This window comes from Thalassotalea loyana, assembly GCF_030161435.1.
GTDB classification, from domain to species: domain Bacteria; phylum Pseudomonadota; class Gammaproteobacteria; order Enterobacterales; family Alteromonadaceae; genus Thalassotalea_G; species Thalassotalea_G loyana.
This window is the reverse complement of record NZ_BSSV01000001.1, coordinates 391,722-414,154: the sequence shown is the minus strand read 5'-3', so window position 1 is coordinate 414,154 and position 22,433 is coordinate 391,722. Positions and strand designations below refer to the sequence as shown.

The window sequence follows — 22,433 nt, the reverse complement described above, 5'->3', positions numbered from 1 at the left end:
TCCATCGCCAACGACTGTTAGATCAAAAATCAACCACAAAAACTTCACATTTTGTTGACATAGAACAAATAAGTTTTACAATTTTCAGAAATTACTGAAAATTCAGAAATCAATAAAATGAAGACAACTCAAATCACACAGTCATTGGTTTTACATTTTGGCGAAATGGGCTCTCGCTGGGGCCTAAACAGAACGTTGGGCCAAATGTATGCGCTCATTGTTCTCACTGAAGAGCCATTAAATGCTGACCAAATTAGTGAAGCGTTACAAATCTCCCGTTCAAACGTATCAATGGGTTTAAAAGAGCTAAAAGCATGGAACCTGATCAAGTTACAGCACATACAAGGTGATCGAAAAGAGTACTTTTCCGCACCTAGTGATGTATGGGAAATCGCGAGAACACTTGTTGTTGAACGTCGAAAACGTGAGCTTGACCCAACATTAACGACATTACGTGATGCATTAATGTCTGAGCCGAGCAACGAAGCAGACCAATACGCGCAAAAGCGCATTCAAGAAATGCATGACCTAATGGAAATGGTCATCTTGTGGTCAAACGAGCTTCAAAATATGTCTTCTGAAAAGTTATCTGCTTTGTTAAAACTTGGCGAGGGTATCAGCAAAATACTCGACGTCAAAGACAAGCTATTAAAGTCTTAGTTTCTTAGTTAATCCACCTTGGAGGTGGCGATGTTAGAGTTTTTTAATACAACCCATGAAATGAGCTTAATGCTGTCACGCATTCAATTTGCTGCCAACATTAGCTTTCACATTTTATTTCCGACAATCAATATTGCCCTTTGTTGGGTATTACTTTTCTTCAAAATTCGATTTAACCAAACCCAAGATCAAAGTTGGCTCAAAGTTTATCGTTTTTGGGTCAGGATCTTTGCTTTAACCTTTGCGATTGGCGTCGTTAGCGGTATTACGATGTCGTTCCAGTTTGGTACTAACTGGCCTGGTTACATGGAAACCGTAGGTAACATCGCCGGTCCACTGCTCGGCTATGAAGTATTAACGGCTTTCTTCCTTGAAGCTTCATTCTTATCCATCATGTTATTTGGCATGGACAGAGTGTCAAACCGCGTTCATACGCTAGCGACATTACTGGTCGCCATAGGAACGAGCTTATCTGCCTTTTGGATTTTAGCGTTAGACTCTTGGATGCAAACTCCTGCTGGGTTTGAAATGCGCGATGGTGTTGCTTATGTGACAAGTTGGTTCGACGTAGTATTTAACCCTTCAATGCCTTACCGCCTCGCTCATATGGTACTGGCCTCTGCGTTAACAGCAGCCTTTTTAATCTCAGGTATCTCAGCGTATCGGCTGCTTAAAGGTGATAATAAAGACTCAGTAAAGTATGCCCTTAACTTTTCAGTGTTGTTTGCTGCCATCATCATCCCTTTACAAATTTTTGTTGGTGACTTGCATGGTCTGAATACCTTCAAACATCAGCCCGCTAAAGTCGCGGCAATGGAAGGTGTTTGGGAAACAGAAAAAGGTGCACCTCTTTTGCTATTTGCTATTCCTGATGAAGAAACGAGAGAAAACCATTTTGAAGTAGCGATTCCTTATATGGCTAGTGTCATTTTAACCCATGACCCACATGGTGAAATAAAAGGGCTAAACGAATTTATTGATGAGCACCCTCCCGTTGCTCCTGTATTTTTTAGCTTTCGTGTCATGGTAGGTATTGGCATGGCGATGTTGCTGTGTGCATGGCTTTGTAGTTATTTGTTTGTCATTAAAAAACAATACCCTACGTGGTCGTTAAGATTGCTCGTTGTGATGACCTTCTCTGGCTGGGTTGCAACCTTAGCTGGCTGGTATGTCACAGAAATTGGTCGACAGCCATATTTAGTGACTGGTGTTTTAAAAACAAAAGATGCCGTCACAAGTACACCGGCTGAACATATCGCATTATCACTAACACTGTATATTGCCCTTTACGTTTTTCTACTGATTGCTTACATCAGAACACTTTATGTAATGGCCGATAGAGCAGTTAAGTTAGAGCAAGGTGATGAACCAACCGCTAAATCACCAATACTAAATAACAATCAACCAGCGATGGAGAGTTAACATGAATGAAGTAACTGTAGATTGGCTACCTGTCGTATTTATTGCTTTGACTGGCCTGTCTCTAGTCGTGTACGCGATATTAGACGGCTATGACCTGGGAGTTGGTGTGTTGCTGCCTTTTGATAGCCAGTCGCAACGAGACAGCATGATTTATTCAATTGGCCCATTTTGGGATGCCAATGAGACCTGGTTAGTTCTCGCAATAGGCCTAATATTAATTGCTTTTCCAAAAGCACATTCGATTATTTTTCAAGCCCTCTATTTACCCACGGCGCTGATGCTTGCAGGCTTAATCTTGCGTGGCGTGTCTTTTGATTTTAGGACAAAAGCGCCAAGTAAAAACAAAGCACAATGGGATTTAGCGTTCAAAGCCGGCTCTTTAATCGCAACCCTTTGCCAAGGCTATATGCTTGGTCGATACGTGACGGGGTTTAGTGACTCAACATTCGCCCTCGCATTTTGTGTGTTATCCGCCGTTTGTGTAACAGCAGCTTACAGCTTTATTGGCGCGACTTGGCTCGTGATGAAAAGTGAAGGGGAATTACAAAAGCGCGCAGCGAGATGGGCAATGATTTCCAACATTTTTCTAGCAATAGGCATTATCGCTGTATCGAGTGCTAACTTACTGTTTGACGCGTCGGTCATGGACAAGTGGTTAAGCTTTCCTCAAGTTATCTTACTTGTGCCATTGACTATTCTATTTGGCTTTATGTTTGTTACGACGCACATTTATTTGAAGAAAGTGCCTTTTGAAAATGACTTAGGGTGCTGGTACCCCTTTGCCTGTGGTGTCTGTATTTTCCTACTATGTTTTGCAGGTCTTGCATACAGCTACTTTCCGTACATTGTGCCAATGCAGCTCGACATATACCAGGCAGCAAGTGCACGTGATTCACTAATGGTAATTTTCATCGGTTCTATGATTGTATTACCCATGATAATTGGCTACACAATTTTCGCTTATAAAGTTTTCTGGGGAAAAACGAGTAAATTGTCGTATTAGTTATGCCACAACGTTCTTGTGTATCAAAAATAGGTCAGCGTAAAATTTACTCTGATCTATTTTTTTTGTTAGAATACGCGCCAATTAACAATTTACACCCAGTAAAGTAATTATTTAGTCGGTTCGACACCCTATCATACGTGCAGAGCAACTAATTAATTCAATTGGTATTATGGTGCTTGGAGATAAAAATATATGTCAGCATATGCTGTAGGACACAAAGTTCCTGATTCAGACTCAATTTGTTCAGCAATCGCTTTATCGTACTTAAAAACCCAAACCGGTGAAGACGTAAAGCCAGCACGTTTAGGTGAGTTGTCACCAGAAACATTATTCATTTTAGACAAGTTTGGTTTCGAACAACCAGAATTAAAAATGACATTTGCTGACACAGACGGTATTTACGTTGTTGATCATTCAGACCGTATTCAAGGTCCTGACGATATAGATGACACAACCGTGTTAGGTATTATTGACCACCACAAATTAGGCGACATTACTACCTCTACACCATTAGAGTGCTGGATTCGCCCAGTTGGCTGTACCAATACGATCATCAAAATGATGTATGATTTCCACGGTGTTGAAATTCCAAAGAACATCGCTGGTGCAATGATGTGTGCTATTTTGTCTGACACCGTTATCTTTAAGTCGCCGACATGTACAACTGCAGATATTAAGTGTGTTGAAGCATTAGCTGAAATTGCAGGTATCGAAGACTATAAAGCACTTGGCATGGAAATGTTTGAAGTAAAATCGGCTGTTGCAGGTACACCGGTGCGTGACTTAGTTATGCGTGACTTCAAAGACTTCAATATGCATGGTAATAAAGTGGGTATTGGTCAATTAGAGCTAATTAACTTAGGTCTTGTTGATGAAATGAAAGAAGACTTACAAGCCGATATTGCAGCATTGAAAGCTGAAGGTGATTACCACAGTGTACTATTAGTGCTTACTGATATTATGAAAGAAGGCTCAGAAGTCTTAGTTGTGAGCAACAACGACGACCTAACTGAAAAAGCCTATGGTGCTGCATCAGTAGACGGTAAAGTGTGGATTGATGGGATCATGAGCCGCAAGAAGCAAGTTGTGCCACCATTGCAAGATTCTTTAGCGTAACAACGCGCAAATAATCGATGAAAAGCCCGGCAAATGTCGGGCTTTTTAGTCTTTAAAAAGGTAATGTATAAAAAGTAGGAGAATTCACCTTCCCTGCAATTTTTCCCGGATAACAATGAACAAGGAATGACGATGATCACCGTTTCAAATTCTGAACGTTTGAAGTTCACTTTCATGACACCTGAACACAAACAACAACTTTTCGACTTAGATCAAGACCCAGAAGTCATGAAGTACATCAATGGTGGTAAACCATCAACTTGGGATGATATCCATGAGCGATTTATCCCGCGCTTACAAGCCTATGCCAACCCAGAAAAAGGCTGGGGATTATGGATGGTCGAAACGCTTGATGATAATACCTATTTAGGTTGGGTATTGGTTCGCCCCATGGAATTTTTTAATGATGAGCAACCCACTGAAGAAGATAACTTAGAACTTGGCTGGCGTTTTTTCCAGAATTCTTGGGGGAAAGGCTATGGTACTGAAGCTGCAAAAGCGATAGCACATGCGCTTAAAGCGCAAAATAAAGATATTCGAAAATTCAGTGCAATGGCAGAAAAAGAAAATACAGGCTCAGTTAACATCATGAAAAAGCTGGGTATGACTTATCAAAAAACCGATGTACTCAAAGAGTCAGGTTTTGAAGATATGGAAGTTGTTTATTATCACACGATTGATAGTGTCGATTAATCATGTTGTGGATCTTTTTCACCTGTTTTGCCGCCTTTTGTCAGGCAGGTCGTAATGCCCTACAGAGTCAACTGAGTAAAGACTTATCCGTTACTGGCGTAACGCTTGCCCGGTTTTTATGGGCGGGCCCTTTAGCGCTAATTTATCTATTGGCGCTATATCAAATCAAGCCCGTTGCAATGCCGACATTTTCGTTATCAGCGATTTTCTTTGTCTGTGCAGCCGCTGTTATGCAAATAATTGCAACCTCTCTCATGGTTGTACTCTTTAAACAAAAGAATTTTGCGGTTGGCGCAGGGCTTGCCAAATGTGAAGCTCCCGTAGCTGCCTTTTTAGGTGTCTTGTTTTTTGGTACGCAGCTTACACTCTTTGGCTGGGTAGGTGTATTAATCGGTGCTATTGCGATTATGATGCTTTCAACACCGAAGAAGATCTCCGATTTATCGCTTAAAACTGTTGCTATAGGGTTAGCATGCTCTACAGCATTCGCGCTGACATCCCTTTGGGTAAGGGAAGCAACGCTTGCAATTAGCCTTCCCTTCCCACACCGAGCGGCATGGGTGCTTTTTTTGGTAATCTCGCTCCAAACCTTCTTGCTTGTTAGTTATTTGCTTATTCGCAATAGAGAAGAATTACGCGTAATGGCTGGCCATAAGAAAAAAGTAGCCTATACATCGCTTGCCAGTTTTTTAGGTTCTTTAGGTTGGTTCAGTGCGATGTCGTTACAAACGGTCCCGCTAGTGAAAACCTTAGGTCAGATAGAGATATTCTTTATGATGATCATCTCTATTTTTTGGCTCAAAGAAACACCACCTAAAAAAGATTTATTTGCGCTCATGTTGATAGCGGCGGCTGCCGTATTAGTCATGTTGCCATAAAGGTCCCAAAATGTTTGGATATCCTAAATTTAACTCACTCAAGCTGTCACGTGATATTTAATATGAAACAGCAATTAACATCAAATATACCGGGAATTGGAATTGCCACAATTACGGGATTAGCGGCACTATTTCTCTCCGAGCACTACACTGCACCAGCTATGCTTTTTGCGTTATTGCTTGGTATTGCGTTAAGTTTCTTGTATGAAGACGCTAAATGCAAAGCGGGGATTGAGTTTACAGCTTCAACAGTACTCAGAATTGGCGTCGCTTTACTTGGTTTTCGTATTTCCTTTACCGACTTATCAACGCTCGGTTTTCCTACGGTAACCTTGTTAGTTGTTGGCATTGTTAGCACGATATTATTCGGCTTAATCTTGAGTAGAATGCTTGGGTTATCAAGAGAGTTAGGCGCTTTATCGGGCGGTTCGGTCGGCATCTGTGGCGCATCCGCAGCAATGGCAATATCGGCTGTTTTACCCAATTCTCCTGAAAAAGAACGAGATACACTTTTAACAATTATTTGTGTTACTTCTTTATCAACGATTGCTATGGTCCTTTACCCGATTATTGCGGACCGTCTTGGGCTATCAGCATTTGAAACAAGCATCTTTCTCGGCGGCACGATACATGATGTAGCACAGGTCGTAGGGGCTGGGTATTCGATATCGGAAGAAACTGGCGATATGTCTGCACTAGTGAAATTAGTGCGCGTGAGCTTCCTGATGCCAGTCGTATTCGTGTTCTTATATGTAATTAAATTAAAATGTAAAACCGATAATCTAGGTCAAAAGGCTCCTGGTTTTCCATTATTCCTTATTGCATTTGTCGTCTTTATGACAATGAACTCCGTATTGAGTTTACCGGTAGCGGTCCAGGAAACAGCTGGACAGGTCAGTCAATTTGCATTAATTATTTCAATTACGGCGATTGGGATGAAATCGAACTTAGGTCAGTTAACATCGGTTGGTATTAAACCGATTGCACTTATGGTTTGTGAAACAGTTTGGATCGCCTTTATTATTCTATGCGGGCTCCCCTTGATAGCGTCCTAGCGGACATGATAAATACAATGTAAACAAAGTAACCTATCGGCCGTTATTGGTAACAATTCGCAATATCACTCTACATTTATCATCTAGTTTTTAGGTTTAAAGACCTTATCATTTGTCAGCATTACAGAATGTACAAGGTCGAATCATGTTAAAACGAATTACCTGCCTGTTAATGCTTTTGATACTCAGCTCAACATCATGGGCGGAAACGCACGAAAGTAACGAATTTAAGCGCCAACACATATTGGAAACCCCTCATTCTCTTGGTGTTTTTTTAGATGGGGTAGACACTGAGCACCATACTTATTTTAGTTACGGTCTAGAATATATTTATGAGTTCAATCATAGCTGGGCCGCAAGTGTCGCATGGGAGCGAACAAACCATGCTCACCACGGCGATGGTATAGAAACCTATGTTGCTTCAGCACTGTATAGCCCTCACAAAAATATTTGGTTAGGTATCGGCGTGGGAAAAGAAGAAATTCATGGCCATGATAGTCATACCGAAGATTTGTATCGCTTATCAGCTGCATACGACTACAAATTTGATAAGTTTAAGATCGCCCCCATGATTGCAGTGGACTTTGTCGACGGCGAGACGTCAATCGTTGCAGGTGCCACTTTTGCCATCATGTTTTAACCATCCTCCTTGTTTTTAAAAACCGAAACTCAACGTGTAGAGTGCCAAGTTCTCTACTGTGAAAAAGCTGCTCATATAAGTGTCAGCTATTTTTACGACTATGCATATTCTCTTGTTCGAAGGAAAATATAAATCATATAAATCAACAGGTTAACCAGTTGGTTCGATTATTGCTGTAGCCGTAACGATTAATATTAGCAGTAGAGAATTCCTATAAATATGAACACCTTACGCACCCTTATTTTCGCCGTTTTGGGTTTAAGCCTTAATGTTGCCGTCGCAAGTCCAATTATTATCGATTTTAGTGGTCAACCGGACGATGTCGTATCTGAACTAACCTATGAAGAAATGGGCATTAGCTTAACTATTTCAGCATGGACAACTAGTTATAACAGTGACCAAGACCAATTAGAACCATGGACGTTAGTGGACAATGGCTTTGGTGTGTCAGTAAGAGATAATGGTATTGGTGTAAAGTCTAGTGCTAACGATGGCTCAAAAATAGACGGTGGTAACTCTGGCGATTACAGCACGGACCCAGACGAAGGGTTACTTTTGCAGTTCTCAGAGGCCGTTAATATCCACGACTTTTTATTATCATCACTAAGCGATGATGATGATGTAAACTTCTCAATTGCTTATTTTCTTTCGCCTACACAGATAGAAATCAGTGATGTTTTTGTCGATGCACCAGCTTTATCGTACCCTGAAGACTTATTCTTTGTTCCAGGTTCAGCGATTGGCACGGCCTTTATGGTTTGGGTAGATGGTGCAAGCGACGGTGTTAGACTTAAAGATGTTGCATTTAGTAAGGTACCAGAACCAAGTACATGGATGCTAATGTTATTCGCTAGCCTAATGATGGCAGTAAAAAGACGTAAATAAGCTTCTATCCCAATCAAAAAAACACCGCCAAGCGGTGTTTTTTTTATCCAAAAGTCATTAGCACTACCTGTGGAAAGAGAAAACATATTTTCATGACTGCAGTGCATCGTTTATACGTGCCAATCATCACTCACACAAACAAAAAGAGCTACCGAAGTAGCTCTTAAAAAATTATCCATTGCGATGGATAGTGGTTTTAGTTCAAGGCGAAAATAACGTTTAACGAGTTATTAATTCTGAGATAAATAGTTCAGCTTCAAGGCGGGAGCGCGGAGTTGACGAATGTCAATGAGCTCTCCAACAAACAGAAAGAGCTACCGAAGTAGCTCTTAAAAATTATCCATTGCGATGGATAGTGGTTTTAGTTCAAGGTGAAAATAACGTTTAACGAGTTATTAATGCTGAGATAAATAGTTCAGCTTCAAGGCGGGAGCGCGGAGTTGACGAATGTCAATGAGCACTCCCAACAATGAAGATGGGCTATTTAGCCATAATTTATACTCGTTCGAAAACTGTTGCGATACCTTGTCCCAATCCAATACACATAGTCGCAAGACCAATGTTCACATCTTTCGCTTCCATTAAGTTAACTAATGTCGTTGAAATACGTGCACCTGAACAACCTAATGGGTGACCTAATGCAATCGCACCACCGTTAAGGTTAATCATGTCATCCATCTTGTCTTCTAAGCCTAATGCGCGAACACATGATAACGCTTGAGCTGAGAATGCTTCGTTAAACTCAGCTAATTCGATGTCTTCTAATGATAAGCCAGCACGCTTAAGTGCTTTCTTCGTAGCTGGTACTGGACCGTAACCCATAGTTGATGGATCGCAACCTGCTACACCGATACCGCGAATTTTAACGCGTGGTGTTAAACCTAACTCTTTTGCTTTATCAGCTGACATTACTAACATTGCAGAAGCGCCGTCAGATAATGCTGATGAAGTACCTGCTGTTACCGTACCGTTTACCGGGTCAAATACCGGGCGTAAACCGGCAAGCGATTCAGCAGTCGTTTCTGGACGAATAACTTCATCATGCTCAATCATCGTTAATACGCCATTAGCGTCATGACCTGGCGTTGCTACGATTTCGTTTGCCCAACGACCTTCGACTGTTGCAGCATGTGCACGTTGATGAGAACGTGCGCCAAATGCGTCTTGTTGCTCACGAGTAACACCGTGCTGACGACCTAATAATTCAGCCGTTAAGCCCATGTTACCTGCAGCACGTGAGATATACTTGCTTAATGCTGGATCGAAATCTACATCGTACATCATAGGTACGTGACCCATGTGCTCAACACCACCAATCATGAATACGTCACCTTGACCTGCCATGATGTTAGTTGTTGCATCGTGAAGTGCTTGCATTGATGAACCACATAAGCGGTTAACCGTTACTGCACCTGTAGATTTTGGAATATCAGTTAATAACTGAGCATTACGAGCAATGTTAAAACCTTGCTCTTTAGTTTGCTTAACATTACCCCAGATAATGTCTTCAATTAAAGCAGGATCTAAGTTCGGGTTGCGAACAACTAACTGTTGCATTAAGTGAGCTGATAAGGCTTCGGCACGTACGTTACGGAAAACACCAGCCTTAGAGCGACCCATTGGGGTACGAATACAATCGACAATTACGACTTCTTTCATTTTTCTTTCCTCGGCTTAAGCTGTTTTAACGTCTGTTGTGAAGTATGACTTACCTGATGCAGCCATTTCACGCATACCGTCTGTTACTTGGTAAATCTCACCTAAGTGAGCGTACTTGTCTGCCATTTCAATGAAATTAGCAATACCAACAGTTTCTAAGTAACGAATTGGACCACCGCGGAACGGAGGGAAACCTAAGCCGTAAATTAAGCCCATATCAGCTTCAGCTGCTGTATCAACGATACCTTCTTCTAAACAGCGAACGACTTCGTTCACCATAGGGATCATTAGACGAGCGATGATTTCATCTGCAGAGAAATCCGCATGCTGTGCGTTACCAATTAATTCGTAAGCTGTTTCTGAAGGAACTTTTGTTGGCTTACCACGCTTGTCAGTACCGTAGTCATAGAAACCTTTACCGTTCTTTTGACCAAAACGTTCGTTTGCGTACATTTTGCTAACTGGGTCACCGTCGATCTTCTGCATGCGAGTTGGGAAGCCCGCAGACATAACGCCTGTACAGTGATCAGCTGTGTCGATGCCTACTACGTCAAGTAAGTAAGCAGGGCCCATTGGCCAGCCGTATTGTTTTTCCATCACTTTATCAACAGCAGTAAAGTCAGCACCTTCTTTAACTAGGTGACTAAAGCCAGCAAAGTATGGGAATAACACACGGTTTACGTAGAAACCTGGGCAGTCGTTAACAACGATAGGTGATTTACCCATTTTCGCTGCGTATGCAACAACAGCAGCAACCGTTTCGTCAGATGTTTCTTTACCGCGAATAACTTCTACCAATGGCATTTTGTGCACAGGGTTGAAGAAGTGCATACCACAGAACTTGTCTTTACGTTTAACACTCTCAGCCAATAAATCGATTGAGATAGTTGATGTGTTTGAAGTAACGATAGCGTCTTCTGCAACAATACCCTCTACTTCAGCTAAAACGATACCTTTAACCTTCGGGTTTTCAACTACCGCTTCAACAACAACGTCAACATCTTTTACGTTGTCGTAGCTTAACGTTGGTGTAATCGCATTTAATACGCCTGCCATTTTAGCTGGCTTCATACGACCACGTTCTACTTGCTTAGTTAATAAGCCAGCTGCCGTTGTTAAACCTAAATCTAATGCGCTATCTGCGATGTCTTTCATCACGATAGGCGTGCCTTTGTATGCAGATTGGTAAGCGATTCCGCCACCCATGATGCCAGCACCTAAAACCGCTGCTTTATTAATTGCTTTAGTCGCAATCTTGCCCGCTTTCTTCGCTTTACCTTTGATCACTTGATCAGACAGGAATAAACCGATTTGCGCTGTTGCCGCATCAGTTTTTGCAAGCTTTGCAAAACCTTGGTTTTCGATAGCCATTGCGCCAGCACGGTCTAAATCACATGCCGCTTCAATTGAGCTCACCATCACCATAGGCGCTGGGTAGTGTTTACCCGCTTTAGCCGCGATCATGCCTTTACACGTATTGAAGGTCATCACTTTTTCAGTTGGGCTAAGCTTTAATGCTTCAAGTTTAGGTTGACGTTTTGCACGCCAGTCTAATTTGCCGTCAATTGCTTGCTTAAGAATTGAGATAGCACCTTCTTTAAGCATTTCTGGTGCAACAACAGAATCTAATACACCAACTTTTAGTGCTTGCTCTGGCTTATGAGGCTTACCAGTAGACATCCACTCAACTGCGTTGTCCGCACCGATAAGGCGAGGTAAACGAACCGTGCCGCCAAAGCCTGGCATTAAGCCTAATTTAACTTCTGGTAAGCCAACTGATGCCGTGGTGTCTGCAATACGGAAGTCACATGATAAAATCATTTCACAACCACCGCCCAATGCAAAACCATTAACTGCAGCGATTGTTGGCATTTCTAAATCTTCAAATGCGTCAAAAATGTCTGAAGCGTTTTTAACCCAAGGAACTAACTCTTCTTCTGGGCGCTTGAATGTCTCTAAGAATTCAGTAATGTCAGCACCAACGATGAATGTTGACTTACCCGATGTAACTAATACACCTTTAGCTTCGTTACAGTTTTTAATCGCGTCGATAACTGCGACGAACTCTTCAAATGTTGCCTGGTCGAACTTATTTACTGAACCTTCGGCGTTGAATTGCATTTCAACAATACCGTCAGCAAGTAGCTCGGCAGTAAGGCTTTTGCCTTGAAATAACATGCCTTCCTCTCCTTCACCTTAAAGGTGCTTTCTGAACAAAATATTTGTTATTGATGTAATAATAGCTGCTTGAGTGTGCCTTGAATAACTTCGAAAATCAAATTTTTTAAACACCTGTTTAAATTGGGCGTATAAATGTAAGCTGAAATTAGCTAAAGTCGTTAATCGATAACGATTAAAAAAATAAAGGCCCCAATGATTTTGGAGCCTTTTCTCATCATAATTCTATCAACAGTTTTTGAAGTAATTACTCTGCATTTGCTTCTAACTTGTCATGCTGAGCCATCAATTCTGTAATCATACTCGTTCCCCATGTAGACATTGTATCCGAGAGAGCTTCATACATAACGGTCAAATACTTCTGGCCTGTTGGTTGCTCAAAAAATTGAGAGTATTTGGCAATATCTTCGTTGCTAATGTCTTGATATAAATAATATGACGTTAACACCATTTGTTGCTCAAATGCTGGACGCATGCTGTCGACCATAAACGCTAATTGGTTATCCAAATTTGCAGCAAGTTCTTTATTATCAGGCTCTTTCGCCTTTACCGCAGCAAACATATTCTTCATCATATTGGCAACCATGTTCATGCCTTGATCAACCATGTTTGATTTTTCAACAAAATCCATAATCACTTGTTTGCGTTCATTTGATGGAGGAGAGGTTTGTAACTCCGCAATATATAGCATTAATGCTTGCTGAAATTCAGGTTCAGCTGACTTCAATTCGGCACTGACAATACGCTCTCCAACATCACTATTTAGCCAATCTAAAACACCCTGAATGTCATCTGAGCTCATATTACTTTTAACACTATCAAGCATTTGCTGCATCATTTGGTCGGTGTTAATTGTACCGACAAAAAGTGACATAAAATCTTGATGTTCTTTTGGATCTTTTGCCGTTAACCCAATTTGCTGCCCCATAGCTTGCATCTGTAGAGGTAGCCCTTCTATCATGCGTGTTGTACCTGACTTATCAAGAAGTTGATAAATCTGACCATCACTTGCTGATTCTGCATGAAGGTTAAATGTTAACAATGAAGACACGGCGATAAGCGTACCACCAAGGAATGAAGTGAATTTTTTCATAGTAATCCCTAATAAAAGCTTTGAATTAGCAGGGATGCTATGAATGCGCCAATTAGGCAAACTCCGTTTCAACTTTATGCTTCCCTGCATTTAACATTGGCAACTTAACACAGTGCTATGATTGCCAATCAAGTTTATTATAGTCTGGATACAAAAAAGCTCGCAACCTAGCGAGCTTTTAATTTGATTTAAAGCATTACTGATTAAAACAATTCATCTTCAATATCGAATAACACATCGCTACCAGCATTGATTGCTGCAATTAATGACTGTGTTCTTGGTAATAAACGCTTGAAGTAGTAGCGCGCTGTTTTCACTTTCGCTACATAGAACTCATCTTGGTCTACTTTTTCAAGTGATTTCTCTGCCATTAACGCCCACACGTATGCCATTGCAGTGTAACCGAATACGTGTAAGTAGTCGTTTGCTGATGTACCAAGCTCTTCAGGATTGCTTGCTGCTTTGGTTAACACATCCTTTGTTAGTGTTTCTAATTCAGCAAGTGCTTTAGCCAATGGCGCAATGAATTCTTGCATATTATCTGCTGTCGTTTTTGCAATATAGGCTTGAACTTCTTCAGCAAAGACGGTGAACATTTCACCTTTAGAACCCGCAACTTTACGCGCTAATAAGTCCATCGCTTGGATACCGTTCGTCCCTTCATAAATTTGCGCAATACGACAGTCTCGTACTAACTGCTCTTGACCCCACTCACGAATGAAACCATGACCACCAAATACTTGCTGTCCAGCAACCGTGCTTTCGAAACCTAAATCGGTAAAGAATGCTTTAGCAATGGGTGTCATTAACGCAACTAAAGCGTCTGCTTTAGCTTTTTCTTCACCTTCACCATAGGTTGCAATATCGAGTTTCATTGAAATGTAAGTCGATAAGGCACGAGATCCTTCATTCGATGCTTTCATGTTTAATAACATGCGGCGCACATCGCCATGCACCATAATTGAGTCGGCTGGCTTTTCTGGCGACTTAGCACCTGATAATGCACGACCTTGTAGACGGTCTTTCGCGTATTCTAAGGCATTTTGGTATGAACGCTCTGCTGCACCAATACCTTGGATACCAACACCAATACGCTCAAAGTTCATCATAGTGAACATGCATGCGAGTCCTTTATTTAACTCGCCAACTAAGTAACCCGTCGCATCATCAAAGTTCATCACACAAGTTGCCGAAGCATTGATACCCATTTTGTGTTCAATTGAACCACATCTAACATTGTTCGGTTCACCAAGTGTTTCATCGTCATTCACGAGTACCTTTGGTACAAGGAATAATGATATACCACGCGGGCCTGCCGGAGCATCTGGCAATTTTGCTAAAACTAGATGTACGATATTTTCGGTGAGGTCGTGTTCACCACCCGTGATAAAAATTTTCTCACCTGTGATTTTATAAGAGCCATCGTCTTGCGGTACGGCTTTCGTGCGAATCATACCAAGGTCAGTACCAGAATGAGACTCGGTCAAACACATTGAACCGGCCCATTCACCCGCATACATGCGGGTCAAGTAACGCTGTTTTAGCTCTTCACTTGCGTGCTTTACGATTGATAAGCCAGCGCCAGCAGTTAAGCCAGGGTATAACGAGAATGAGATGTCAGCGGAACATAGCATTTCTTCGTGTAAAGCCGTGATCATTTTTGGCATACCCATGCCACCATATTCAACATCACCACCTAAGCCTGTCCAACCGCCTTCAGCGTAGGTTTGGAATGCTTCTTTATATCCCGGTGCAGTAGTCACAGTACCGTTATCAAATTTAACACCAGTTTCATGGCCTGGTTGTGAAAGTGGGGCGACTTCCTGTTCCGCAATTTTTGCACACTCTTGCAATATTGCATCAGCCGTTTCTGGATCAACATGATCGGCCAAGTGTGGAAGTGATTGCCACAAGTTCGTTACATCAAACACATCGTGAAGTAAAAAGCTCATGTCCTTCAATGGGGCTTGATAGTCTGCCATGAGGGGCTCCTAAATTAATTAAACATACGATTTAAACACTTGTTTAAATATAAACAATTGTTTGAAAATGTAAAGCAATATGTGGCAATCAATGCGACGAAAACGTACTATCATAAAATGAGTAGTTAGCTAAACTGCTTTAATTTAACGTGTTTAAACCAAATTCTGTGTCGACAACTAAGGTGTTTATGTTCAAAAAACCTTCGTTTATTTTATCTACCCTCGCAATATGTTGCGCGATCACTGTATTGCCGCAGGAGAGTCATGCAGAACAACTTAATTTTAGTAAAAAACACACAGATGACATGATTTCGCTTAGCTTTTCGTGGCAAGACCTACAAAAGCAACAACAAGCCTTAAGCTTTGTCGAACGTAGCGAGAGCTTTTTCAAACCTTTTAGAAATTTTCGTGCCTACAACCCCGAGTCAGCCCAAAACTCAATCATTAAAAAAACGCTGAAAGCGTGGCGAGACGAACCAATCCCGGGTGTCAATTTATCGATTTCTCGAGAGCAAGGCGGCATGAGTTTGAATTTGTCCTCGAGAGATGAGGAAGCATTAGCGCAAGCGAACAATCAGCTTACAAAGCTGTCAAAGGATGTGCAAAATCAATATTTAGCAGACCGTTTTTATCACATTTTTACGCGGTTTGATGGCAAGCGCGGTATAAAACCTGATCATGTAAAAATTGCAAACCAGTCTGTTCCACTGCTAAAAGCGCTTCGTCCCATTATTTTGGAAACCGTTGAACTTAGAAATATTCGTTTAGTCACCGATTACACACTTAACTTTATTCAATCGATTCCCTACTCGCCATTGGCATCTAGACAAACGTCGGCTGGCGCAGGCTTTGTTCCTCCGATGCAATTGTTGTATCAAAACCAAGGGGATTGTGATTCAAAAGTAACGCTAACGTCTGCATTACTTCGTAGCTTAATGCCTCGCATTGAAATGATTATGGTATTTATCGACGGTCATGCATTAATGGGGATTAATGCTCCAATTGAAGCGGGAGATAAAACAATTCGTCACAACGGAATTACCTATGTTCTTGGCGAACCCACCGGGCCAGCGATGTATCCACTAGGAAAAATAGCGGTGAGCTCTGAGCAAGCGATCAATGCAGGACTATATACTGTTGAAGAATTTCATGCTCAACCGGCTGCCGATGACGTTGCTATGAGTCAAGAAACTAGTGCATTAACTAGCTCACCTGAGGATCCAAATTAAGCACTTCAAGCATACCCTGCTTTAGAATTTTTGCCGTAACAGGTTTAGCAATGTGCATGTTCATACCCGCCTGAAAACTATTTTGTCTGTCTTCTTCACGAGCATGAGCCGTCATTGCAATGATCGGTAGCTGCTCATAGCCATTCATCGCTCTTATCTGCTTGGTTGCGGTTAAGCCATCCATCACTGGCATTTGAATGTCCATTAACACTAAGTCAAAATGCTGCTTTTTCACAAACTCAATAGCTTCTTGGCCATTTTCAGCGATCACCACATTGATCCCCATCGCAGCGAGTAACTGTTTAGCGACCATCTGATTAACCAAGTTATCTTCAACTAATAAAACAGATTTGTCATGAAGTTCTTGGTCTAGTATCGGCTGTTTAACAGCGTCTTTTCGGATGATCGCTTTTTGATGCTGAATACCCAATTTACATAAAGACAATAAGGTTGAGCGATAGATCGGCTGCTCAATAAAAGTATAAGGTAAGTTAAGCGACATCACTTGTCGTTCTGTCGCGATAATCTGAGATTGATTAGCGGGCAGTACAACACCTATTGCTTTTACATGCTGCCAACTATCTTGGTGTTCTCGACTATATTCGAGTAACGCTTCAAATAATTTTTCATTTGGTGCTTCTTCAGTATCAAGAACCAATACAACGTCTTTTTCAAACAAGCCAATATCGTCGAGCGTTGCTAGCTGTTGTACTTGCACACCCAAGTGGTTAATACTTTCAATTGCATTGTCACTGATTTGCGTAGCAATGCTCACTAATTCAATCTGGTTATTTAGTGGTGAGTGATGAGACACGTCCTCAAAGGTTAATTCGAAGCTAAATTCACTCCCCTTGCCCAATGTAGATTGGATTTCGATATTACCGCCCATCAAACCAATGATTTGTTGACAGATTGCTAAACCTAACCCGGTTCCACCGTATTCACGAGTCATTGATTCATCAACTTGAGTAAAGGCATTGAACAAATCTTTCTGAGCTTCTGATTTAATACCAATCCCCGTATCTGAAATCGCAAATTTAACTTTAGTTTTTGATTGATGAGGCTCTTTCAAATATGTGTTTACGTATAATTTTATATGGCCTTGATGAGTAAATTTAACGGCATTGTTTAGAATATTATTAAGCACTTGAACTAAGCGACCTTCATCCGTTCGAACGATTGCAGGTAAGCTTGGTGAAAGCTCAATAACAAAATCGATGCCTTTTTGTTTCGCTTTACTCAGATTAAATTGCACCGCTTGTTCAATAATTCTATCTAATGAGTAACTGCCGTAATAAAGTTGCATATTACCGGACTCAACTTTAGCTAAATCGAGCAGCTCATCGACTAGTCGTAATAATGAAGTTGAAGCGGATTGCGCTGTAGTAATATATTGCAATTGCAACGGGGTTAATGAAGTGTTCTCAAGCACTGACATCATGCCATCAATCGCGTTAATTGGCGTACGAATCTCATGACTCATATTAGCCAAGAACTGACTTTTAGCCTGGTTAGCCTCTTCTGCATGCTCTTTTGCTTTCATTAAAGCAATTTCAGAGGCGAACTGCTTGGTAACATCACGAATGATAAATACACTACCTAAAATGGCTTTTTCATCACCAAATACATAACCACAATATATGTCGAAGTGTTTTTCTTTAACCTCTACATTTCTGATATTGAGAGGGTTGTTATTACCTTGTTTCGTCAAATGAACAAAATGCTCCAACACCTCTGCGATAGCTTTTGGAAGCATAGTAGAAGCTCTATCACCGAGAAATGTATCATCTTCTACACCAGCAAATTGCTTAAATGCTCGATTCACACCAATAATTAACCCTTTAGGATCAGTGAAAATAATCAGCTCAGGTATAGCGTTTACGATTGAACTTAATTGAGCAAAGTCGCGCTGGTGCTGCTCACTTTTAGCTCTCAGGGCACTAGTTTGCTCTTCAACCCTCTGATCGAGCTCTGAGTTTTGGTCTTTGAGTTGCTGCATTAAGCTTCGGTTTTGACCGAAGATATTTTCCACGAGTTGATACCAATAGTGCCAGCCCAACGGAGGCTTTTCTTTGCCTGGGTCGCCTTTAGCCGAGTTCTCAATGTGCTGTATAAAGCTCTTTGTTGGCCTGATGAAGCTACCTAATGTCAAAAAGTAAATAACTAACACAACAACAAATAACGTCCCAATACTCCAAATGAAGCTGGTAATACTGTCTCTTACAATAGGGTCAATGAAGTGAGGATATGGTTGATATTGAATAATCCACCAGCCATTCGCCGAGATTTCAATCACCTCAACCCACCAACCTTTATACTTAAAATAAGGTCCCAGCTTGCTGATTTCGGGAAGTGTCAACTCACGTAACTCTTGTGGGACAATGTCATGCCAACCAAGTAACTTTTGGCCCTGAGTATTCTCTGTTGGATATGAAATCATGAGTTTTTGTTCGTCATTAACAACAACGACATTGGCATTCTCAATTGGATTTTTTGCCAAATAACTCGAAAACTTCGTCAGATTAAAATCTAAAACTAACGCTCCCATAAAACGTGATTGGTTATAAACACCTTTCCCCAATGAAAAGCTGGCACCTGTTCCTGCCGTGTCCATGTAAGGCTTTGACCAATAGAGCTCATCCTGTGTGAGCTGCTTTAACGCGGTATATTGTTCAGTCTCTAAAATAATGGGATTAAACCGCCATTGTTCTTTATCTACCCATGGGTAAATACTGACAAACTCTCGATTAGATAAATAATACAACCAAGAGGCTTCAGGGATAATATTTACGGCACTGGCAAACGCGGGGCTAATTTGCTGGGTCATCTTAATTTCATTAAGAATAGGTTCAGATAAATTTCTGACACTGCCCCTACCCGTCAAATTATTAATCAGTGTTTTATCGTCAAAATGAACAATGTCGAGGAAAAAGCCATCTTCATCATCAACCAATCGAGGCAATGGTGACAGCGTTAATGCGTGATTTTTCAGATGATACTGGGCAAGGCTAGACAAATTATCAATCGTGCTAATACCCAGCAGCAAACGTTGATTGAGTAATTCGGTATTACTGGTGAACTGGCTGAATCGACGAACTTGGTGTTCTTCTACTGCGGAGTAGTATCGAGATATCGAGATAACAACGGCTAGCAATGCAACGAGAATAAAAATCGTAAACACCAATCGGTTGTAACGTCTAAATAAGCGTGTTTTGTTATCTTGTTTTGCCACTGTCATTGATCAACCCATTACATTGAACGACAAATATACCACCAAACTACATCCCATTTAAACTGCGCGCTATTAGCCATTTTCTCAATTTGCTGATTAATGCGATACCAATTTGACACATTAAACTTGCTTAACTAGGTTTTAATCGAATGTCTTAATTTTAAGGGAACCAAAATGAAGAAATTTCTCATACTAAGTTTATTTGCACTTCTATCAATCAAGGTTGACGCGATGACAATTAACAATTGTCAATCAGAACAATGTATAACGCTATTCAATCAATACAAAGCTGCTGCGTCTCGAGGACACCCAGAAGCGATTAGTACACTTGGTCAATTTTATCAACAAGGTTTTGGCACATCACCTGATCTTGAAAAGGGCCTCAGATACTTAAAAAAAGCATCTAAAGCAGGCAGCATATCTGCCAGTTACAAAGCGGGTTTATTATTGCTTCAAGAAACAGAACTACGAGATATTGATAAAGGAATTCACTTCTTAACTAAAGCTGCGCGAAAAGGGTATCAAAATGCAGACTTTTTATTGGGTATCGCCTACTTAAGTGACTCTTTTGGCATTCAAAATCTTTCAAAAGCGGACACATATTTGCAAAAAGCTTACCTAAATAAGCATCAAGACATGCCTGCCGTAATTGACTTAATTAACGCAAAGCAATCTTTATCACTAACGCAATTACCCTTACTTAGCGCTCAAATATCATTATCGCCTCTTGTATTAAGTAGTGATGGACACTTGGCTTGGCCTGAAAATCACATTGAGACAATTACAATTACGGCTCAGCCATTGGAAGTATTTCTAACGGAAAATTTAATTGCTTATAGAGGTAAAGAGACATCGTTGGGCTCACGTTTACCGACAACTCGCTGTACTAAGCGCCCTGGTTGTTATTTAACGAATAGTGTTGACAGCCTTCTTTCTGATTTTCCATTTGTTCTAGGCTATTAACCATTGAAATAAACCAGCTTTGAACTGAATATTGAACCACTCGGCCAAAGCTGGTTAACATTATTTCGATTTAACACAGATACGATCACCGTAATAATTATTGCTGTAGTTACAGTCTTTAGATTTAACTGTCACTTTTTGAATTTTACGGCCTAAAATTAGTTGTTTAATAAAGCGCATAACATGTTCCTCGTTTTGTTGTAGACACCTTTATCATTAACCAAACCAATCAATCGTTAAAGTTAATTAATACGATTGCTGTATTCGATTTTATCGTTTAAACAATTTTATCTATAAATTTTCCTCAGCAAATGACGCTAAGCGGCTTCGAACAACGCCATTTAACTAGCTTGTTCCATTTTCACCAGTATACCAAAACACTTATTTAAATAATGATGTTAATTTTCAATTAACATAGATGATTCTGCCGGGCTAACATTCATAAAAAAAATATGTTGTCTAATTTGCTAAACCACATTTATTTATCCAAGTTAATCTGGATGAAGTACATTGAGTGCTACCACTTTCCGTCGTAGAACATGTTTTGACAATTTTGTCATACTTGCAGAAATTCAAAGGATTATTGTTGTTTAGCGAATCCAGGCCATAAAAGGGATCCGATAAAGTACCTGAACCTCCTCCTGTAGAGGGCTGTTCACTATCACTCTCACCTTCCTTTGTTAGAAAGTCGATTAAGCAATTTGAAACCAATACTCCCGATAAATCTACATCACCACCGCCAAATAGTTCACCATATTTAAAGCCATCGATTTTTGTCCACCCCTTATTTAACTCTAAATTAAATAAGGCTTGATTATCACGAAGTGGGTCGCTACCCAAATGAACATTAAAAGCTAGTCTATTATCAAAATCATCGCCTCTGAAAACTATTAATTTTCTATTAATATATGTAAAGCTGATATTTATGCTACCGGAACCTTGACCTAGCGACAGCCCACCGCCATTGACCAACCTTTCATGTGTCAAATCAACTACGGTTTCACCATTGAAAGCGTCGCTTATTTTATCGCCTAGTTCTTTTCTAATTGCACGTTTGTTTTCAGGATTAGAAAATAATGCAGTCGGGTGACTTTCACAAGCACTATCATTACCACCTGTTCCTTGCGCGCTTTTACTCATAATAAAGTCTGGTTTAGGGAATAGTTCACTACTACTTATATTTGCCTCGCTAATAGCAATCATCAGTTCATCATTGAACGTTAGGTATTGATGCATAATCGCAGATTGACTCGATGTCATTGGCAATAAGCTTGCAGTAACATTTGGCCGATTTTGAGAGTTTATTTGTGTTGTAACAATAAACTTGAAAGTTTCTTTAGTTGTGTGAACGGGTACTAAAATTTGTTTAGAGATTGGCTCACAATAGTTTGCAGCGCTACCATTACGAAAAATATCACAGTTGTTATCTGGCGCATTAGCTAAAGCAATGTTTCTTGCATCTGTCTCATTACAGTTTTCGCATGCATACGCCTGCACCTCTTGTTTACTGCCAAACGAAAAAGCAAACGATAAAGATGAAAAGATCAGTATTGAGACATAGAATATGTACTTCATAAAAAATCCATTAAAATTCATTAACGCATAAAAAACTTATGCCATTACATCATGTAAGAAATTGTAAAGAAAACAGTATTATTACATAAAAAATGAATATATTTCGTTAAAAAGAATCGCAACTATCCCTGTCGCTCTTCCCTTTGAAACTTCCGTCGCATAATGTC

17 protein-coding genes are annotated in these 22,433 nt (G+C 40.6%); 11 read left to right on the top strand and 6 right to left on the bottom strand.

The features are described 5' to 3' along the window. Positions 1–117 precede the first annotated feature (117 nt). The 9 genes from QQK05_RS01845 to QQK05_RS01805 all read left to right on the top strand — a co-directional run bounded on the left by QQK05_RS01845 (position 118) and on the right by QQK05_RS01805 (position 8,355). Entirely contained in the window at positions 118–660 is a 543-nt protein-coding gene (locus tag QQK05_RS01845; RefSeq protein WP_284295667.1) for a GbsR/MarR family transcriptional regulator, read from the top strand. Between the two features lie 30 nt (positions 661–690). Next, on the top strand, positions 691–2,082 hold the full coding sequence (locus QQK05_RS01840) for a cytochrome ubiquinol oxidase subunit I (RefSeq protein WP_407704843.1): 1,392 nt from the start codon (positions 691–693) through the stop codon (positions 2,080–2,082). Between the two features lies 1 nt (position 2,083). After that, on the top strand, positions 2,084–3,085 hold the full coding sequence (locus QQK05_RS01835) for a cytochrome d ubiquinol oxidase subunit II (protein WP_284295666.1): 1,002 nt from the start codon (positions 2,084–2,086) through the stop codon (positions 3,083–3,085). A gap of 195 nt (positions 3,086–3,280) precedes the next feature. After that, positions 3,281–4,204 carry a manganese-dependent inorganic pyrophosphatase gene (locus QQK05_RS01830; RefSeq protein ID WP_284295665.1) on the top strand — a complete coding sequence of 308 codons (924 nt, stop codon included), beginning with the start codon at positions 3,281–3,283 and terminating at the stop codon, positions 4,202–4,204. A gap of 132 nt (positions 4,205–4,336) precedes the next feature. Further along, positions 4,337–4,897, top strand: coding sequence for a GNAT family N-acetyltransferase (locus QQK05_RS01825; RefSeq protein ID WP_284295664.1), 561 nt, complete (start codon positions 4,337–4,339; stop codon positions 4,895–4,897). 5 nt (positions 4,898–4,902) lie between these two features. Next, on the top strand, positions 4,903–5,775 hold the full coding sequence (locus QQK05_RS01820) for a DMT family transporter (protein ID WP_284296415.1): 873 nt from the start codon (positions 4,903–4,905) through the stop codon (positions 5,773–5,775). Positions 5,776–5,837: 62 nt separating this feature from the next. After that, on the top strand, positions 5,838–6,830 hold the full coding sequence (locus QQK05_RS01815; protein ID WP_284295663.1) for a YeiH family protein: 993 nt from the start codon (positions 5,838–5,840) through the stop codon (positions 6,828–6,830). Between the two features lie 145 nt (positions 6,831–6,975). After that, positions 6,976–7,470 (top strand): hypothetical protein, encoded by a 495-nt coding sequence (locus QQK05_RS01810; protein WP_284295662.1) that lies wholly within the window; start codon positions 6,976–6,978, stop codon positions 7,468–7,470. Between the two features lie 219 nt (positions 7,471–7,689). Continuing rightward, positions 7,690–8,355, top strand: coding sequence for a PEP-CTERM sorting domain-containing protein (locus tag QQK05_RS01805; protein WP_284295661.1), 666 nt, complete (start codon positions 7,690–7,692; stop codon positions 8,353–8,355). 495 nt (positions 8,356–8,850) lie between these two features. On the opposite strand, the gene fadA is transcribed toward QQK05_RS01805, so the two are convergent. From fadA to QQK05_RS01785, 4 genes are all read right to left on the bottom strand, one after another. Further along, the gene (gene fadA, locus QQK05_RS01800) at positions 8,851–10,014 is read right to left on the bottom strand and encodes an acetyl-CoA C-acyltransferase FadA (protein WP_284295660.1); all 1,164 of its coding nucleotides are present in this window, start codon (positions 10,012–10,014) and stop codon (positions 8,851–8,853) included. 15 nt (positions 10,015–10,029) lie between these two features. Then, on the bottom strand, positions 10,030–12,192 hold the full coding sequence (gene fadB / locus QQK05_RS01795) for a fatty acid oxidation complex subunit alpha FadB (RefSeq protein ID WP_284295659.1): 2,163 nt from the start codon (positions 12,190–12,192) through the stop codon (positions 10,030–10,032). A gap of 247 nt (positions 12,193–12,439) precedes the next feature. Beyond that, on the bottom strand, positions 12,440–13,285 hold the full coding sequence (locus QQK05_RS01790; protein WP_284295658.1) for a DUF2059 domain-containing protein: 846 nt from the start codon (positions 13,283–13,285) through the stop codon (positions 12,440–12,442). A gap of 203 nt (positions 13,286–13,488) precedes the next feature. Further along, positions 13,489–15,267, bottom strand: coding sequence for an acyl-CoA dehydrogenase C-terminal domain-containing protein (locus tag QQK05_RS01785; protein WP_284295657.1), 1,779 nt, complete (start codon positions 15,265–15,267; stop codon positions 13,489–13,491). Positions 15,268–15,455: 188 nt separating this feature from the next. On the opposite strand from QQK05_RS01785, the gene QQK05_RS01780 reads away from it, so the two are divergent. After that, entirely contained in the window at positions 15,456–16,496 is a 1,041-nt protein-coding gene (locus tag QQK05_RS01780) for a hypothetical protein (RefSeq protein ID WP_284295656.1), read from the top strand. Here the strand turns inward: QQK05_RS01780 and QQK05_RS01775 are convergent. Then, positions 16,471–19,734: a response regulator gene (locus QQK05_RS01775; protein WP_284295655.1), complete on the bottom strand. Its 3,264-nt coding sequence runs from the start codon at positions 19,732–19,734 to the stop codon at positions 16,471–16,473. The genes QQK05_RS01780 and QQK05_RS01775 overlap by 26 nt on opposite strands. Positions 19,735–19,902: 168 nt before the next feature. Between QQK05_RS01775 and QQK05_RS01770 the strand changes: the two genes are divergently transcribed. Further along, a complete protein-coding gene (locus tag QQK05_RS01770) occupies positions 19,903–20,691 on the top strand; it encodes a tetratricopeptide repeat protein (protein WP_284295654.1) in 789 nt (262 codons plus the stop codon). A gap of 459 nt (positions 20,692–21,150) precedes the next feature. Here QQK05_RS01770 and QQK05_RS01765 read toward each other — a convergent pair whose 3' ends face one another. After that, complete coding sequence (locus QQK05_RS01765; RefSeq protein ID WP_284295652.1) at positions 21,151–22,266, bottom strand: hypothetical protein; 1,116 nt, start codon at positions 22,264–22,266, stop codon at positions 21,151–21,153. Between the last annotated feature and the right edge of the window lie 167 nt (positions 22,267–22,433).

Excerpts from the sequence above, each read along its gene's own strand:
- QQK05_RS01845 (WP_284295667.1), top strand. The coding sequence starts at position 118 with ATGAAGACAACTCAAATCACACAGTCATTGGTTTTACATTTTGGCGAA.
- QQK05_RS01840 (WP_407704843.1), top strand. The coding sequence starts at position 691 with ATGTTAGAGTTTTTTAATACAACCCATGAAATGAGCTTAATGCTGTCA.
- QQK05_RS01835 (WP_284295666.1), top strand. The coding sequence starts at position 2,084 with ATGAATGAAGTAACTGTAGATTGGCTACCTGTCGTATTTATTGCTTTG.
- QQK05_RS01830 (WP_284295665.1), top strand. The coding sequence starts at position 3,281 with ATGTCAGCATATGCTGTAGGACACAAAGTTCCTGATTCAGACTCAATT.
- QQK05_RS01825 (WP_284295664.1), top strand. The coding sequence starts at position 4,337 with ATGATCACCGTTTCAAATTCTGAACGTTTGAAGTTCACTTTCATGACA.
- QQK05_RS01815 (WP_284295663.1), top strand. The coding sequence starts at position 5,838 with ATGAAACAGCAATTAACATCAAATATACCGGGAATTGGAATTGCCACA.
- QQK05_RS01810 (WP_284295662.1), top strand. The coding sequence starts at position 6,976 with ATGTTAAAACGAATTACCTGCCTGTTAATGCTTTTGATACTCAGCTCA.
- QQK05_RS01805 (WP_284295661.1), top strand. The coding sequence starts at position 7,690 with ATGAACACCTTACGCACCCTTATTTTCGCCGTTTTGGGTTTAAGCCTT.
- fadA (WP_284295660.1), bottom strand. The coding sequence starts at position 10,014 with ATGAAAGAAGTCGTAATTGTCGATTGTATTCGTACCCCAATGGGTCGC.
- fadB (WP_284295659.1), bottom strand. The coding sequence starts at position 12,192 with ATGTTATTTCAAGGCAAAAGCCTTACTGCCGAGCTACTTGCTGACGGT.
- QQK05_RS01790 (WP_284295658.1), bottom strand. The coding sequence starts at position 13,285 with ATGAAAAAATTCACTTCATTCCTTGGTGGTACGCTTATCGCCGTGTCT.
- QQK05_RS01785 (WP_284295657.1), bottom strand. The coding sequence starts at position 15,267 with ATGGCAGACTATCAAGCCCCATTGAAGGACATGAGCTTTTTACTTCAC.
- QQK05_RS01780 (WP_284295656.1), top strand. The coding sequence starts at position 15,456 with ATGTTCAAAAAACCTTCGTTTATTTTATCTACCCTCGCAATATGTTGC.
- QQK05_RS01775 (WP_284295655.1), bottom strand. The coding sequence starts at position 19,734 with ATGACAGTGGCAAAACAAGATAACAAAACACGCTTATTTAGACGTTAC.
- QQK05_RS01770 (WP_284295654.1), top strand. The coding sequence starts at position 19,903 with ATGAAGAAATTTCTCATACTAAGTTTATTTGCACTTCTATCAATCAAG.
- QQK05_RS01765 (WP_284295652.1), bottom strand. The coding sequence starts at position 22,266 with ATGAAGTACATATTCTATGTCTCAATACTGATCTTTTCATCTTTATCG.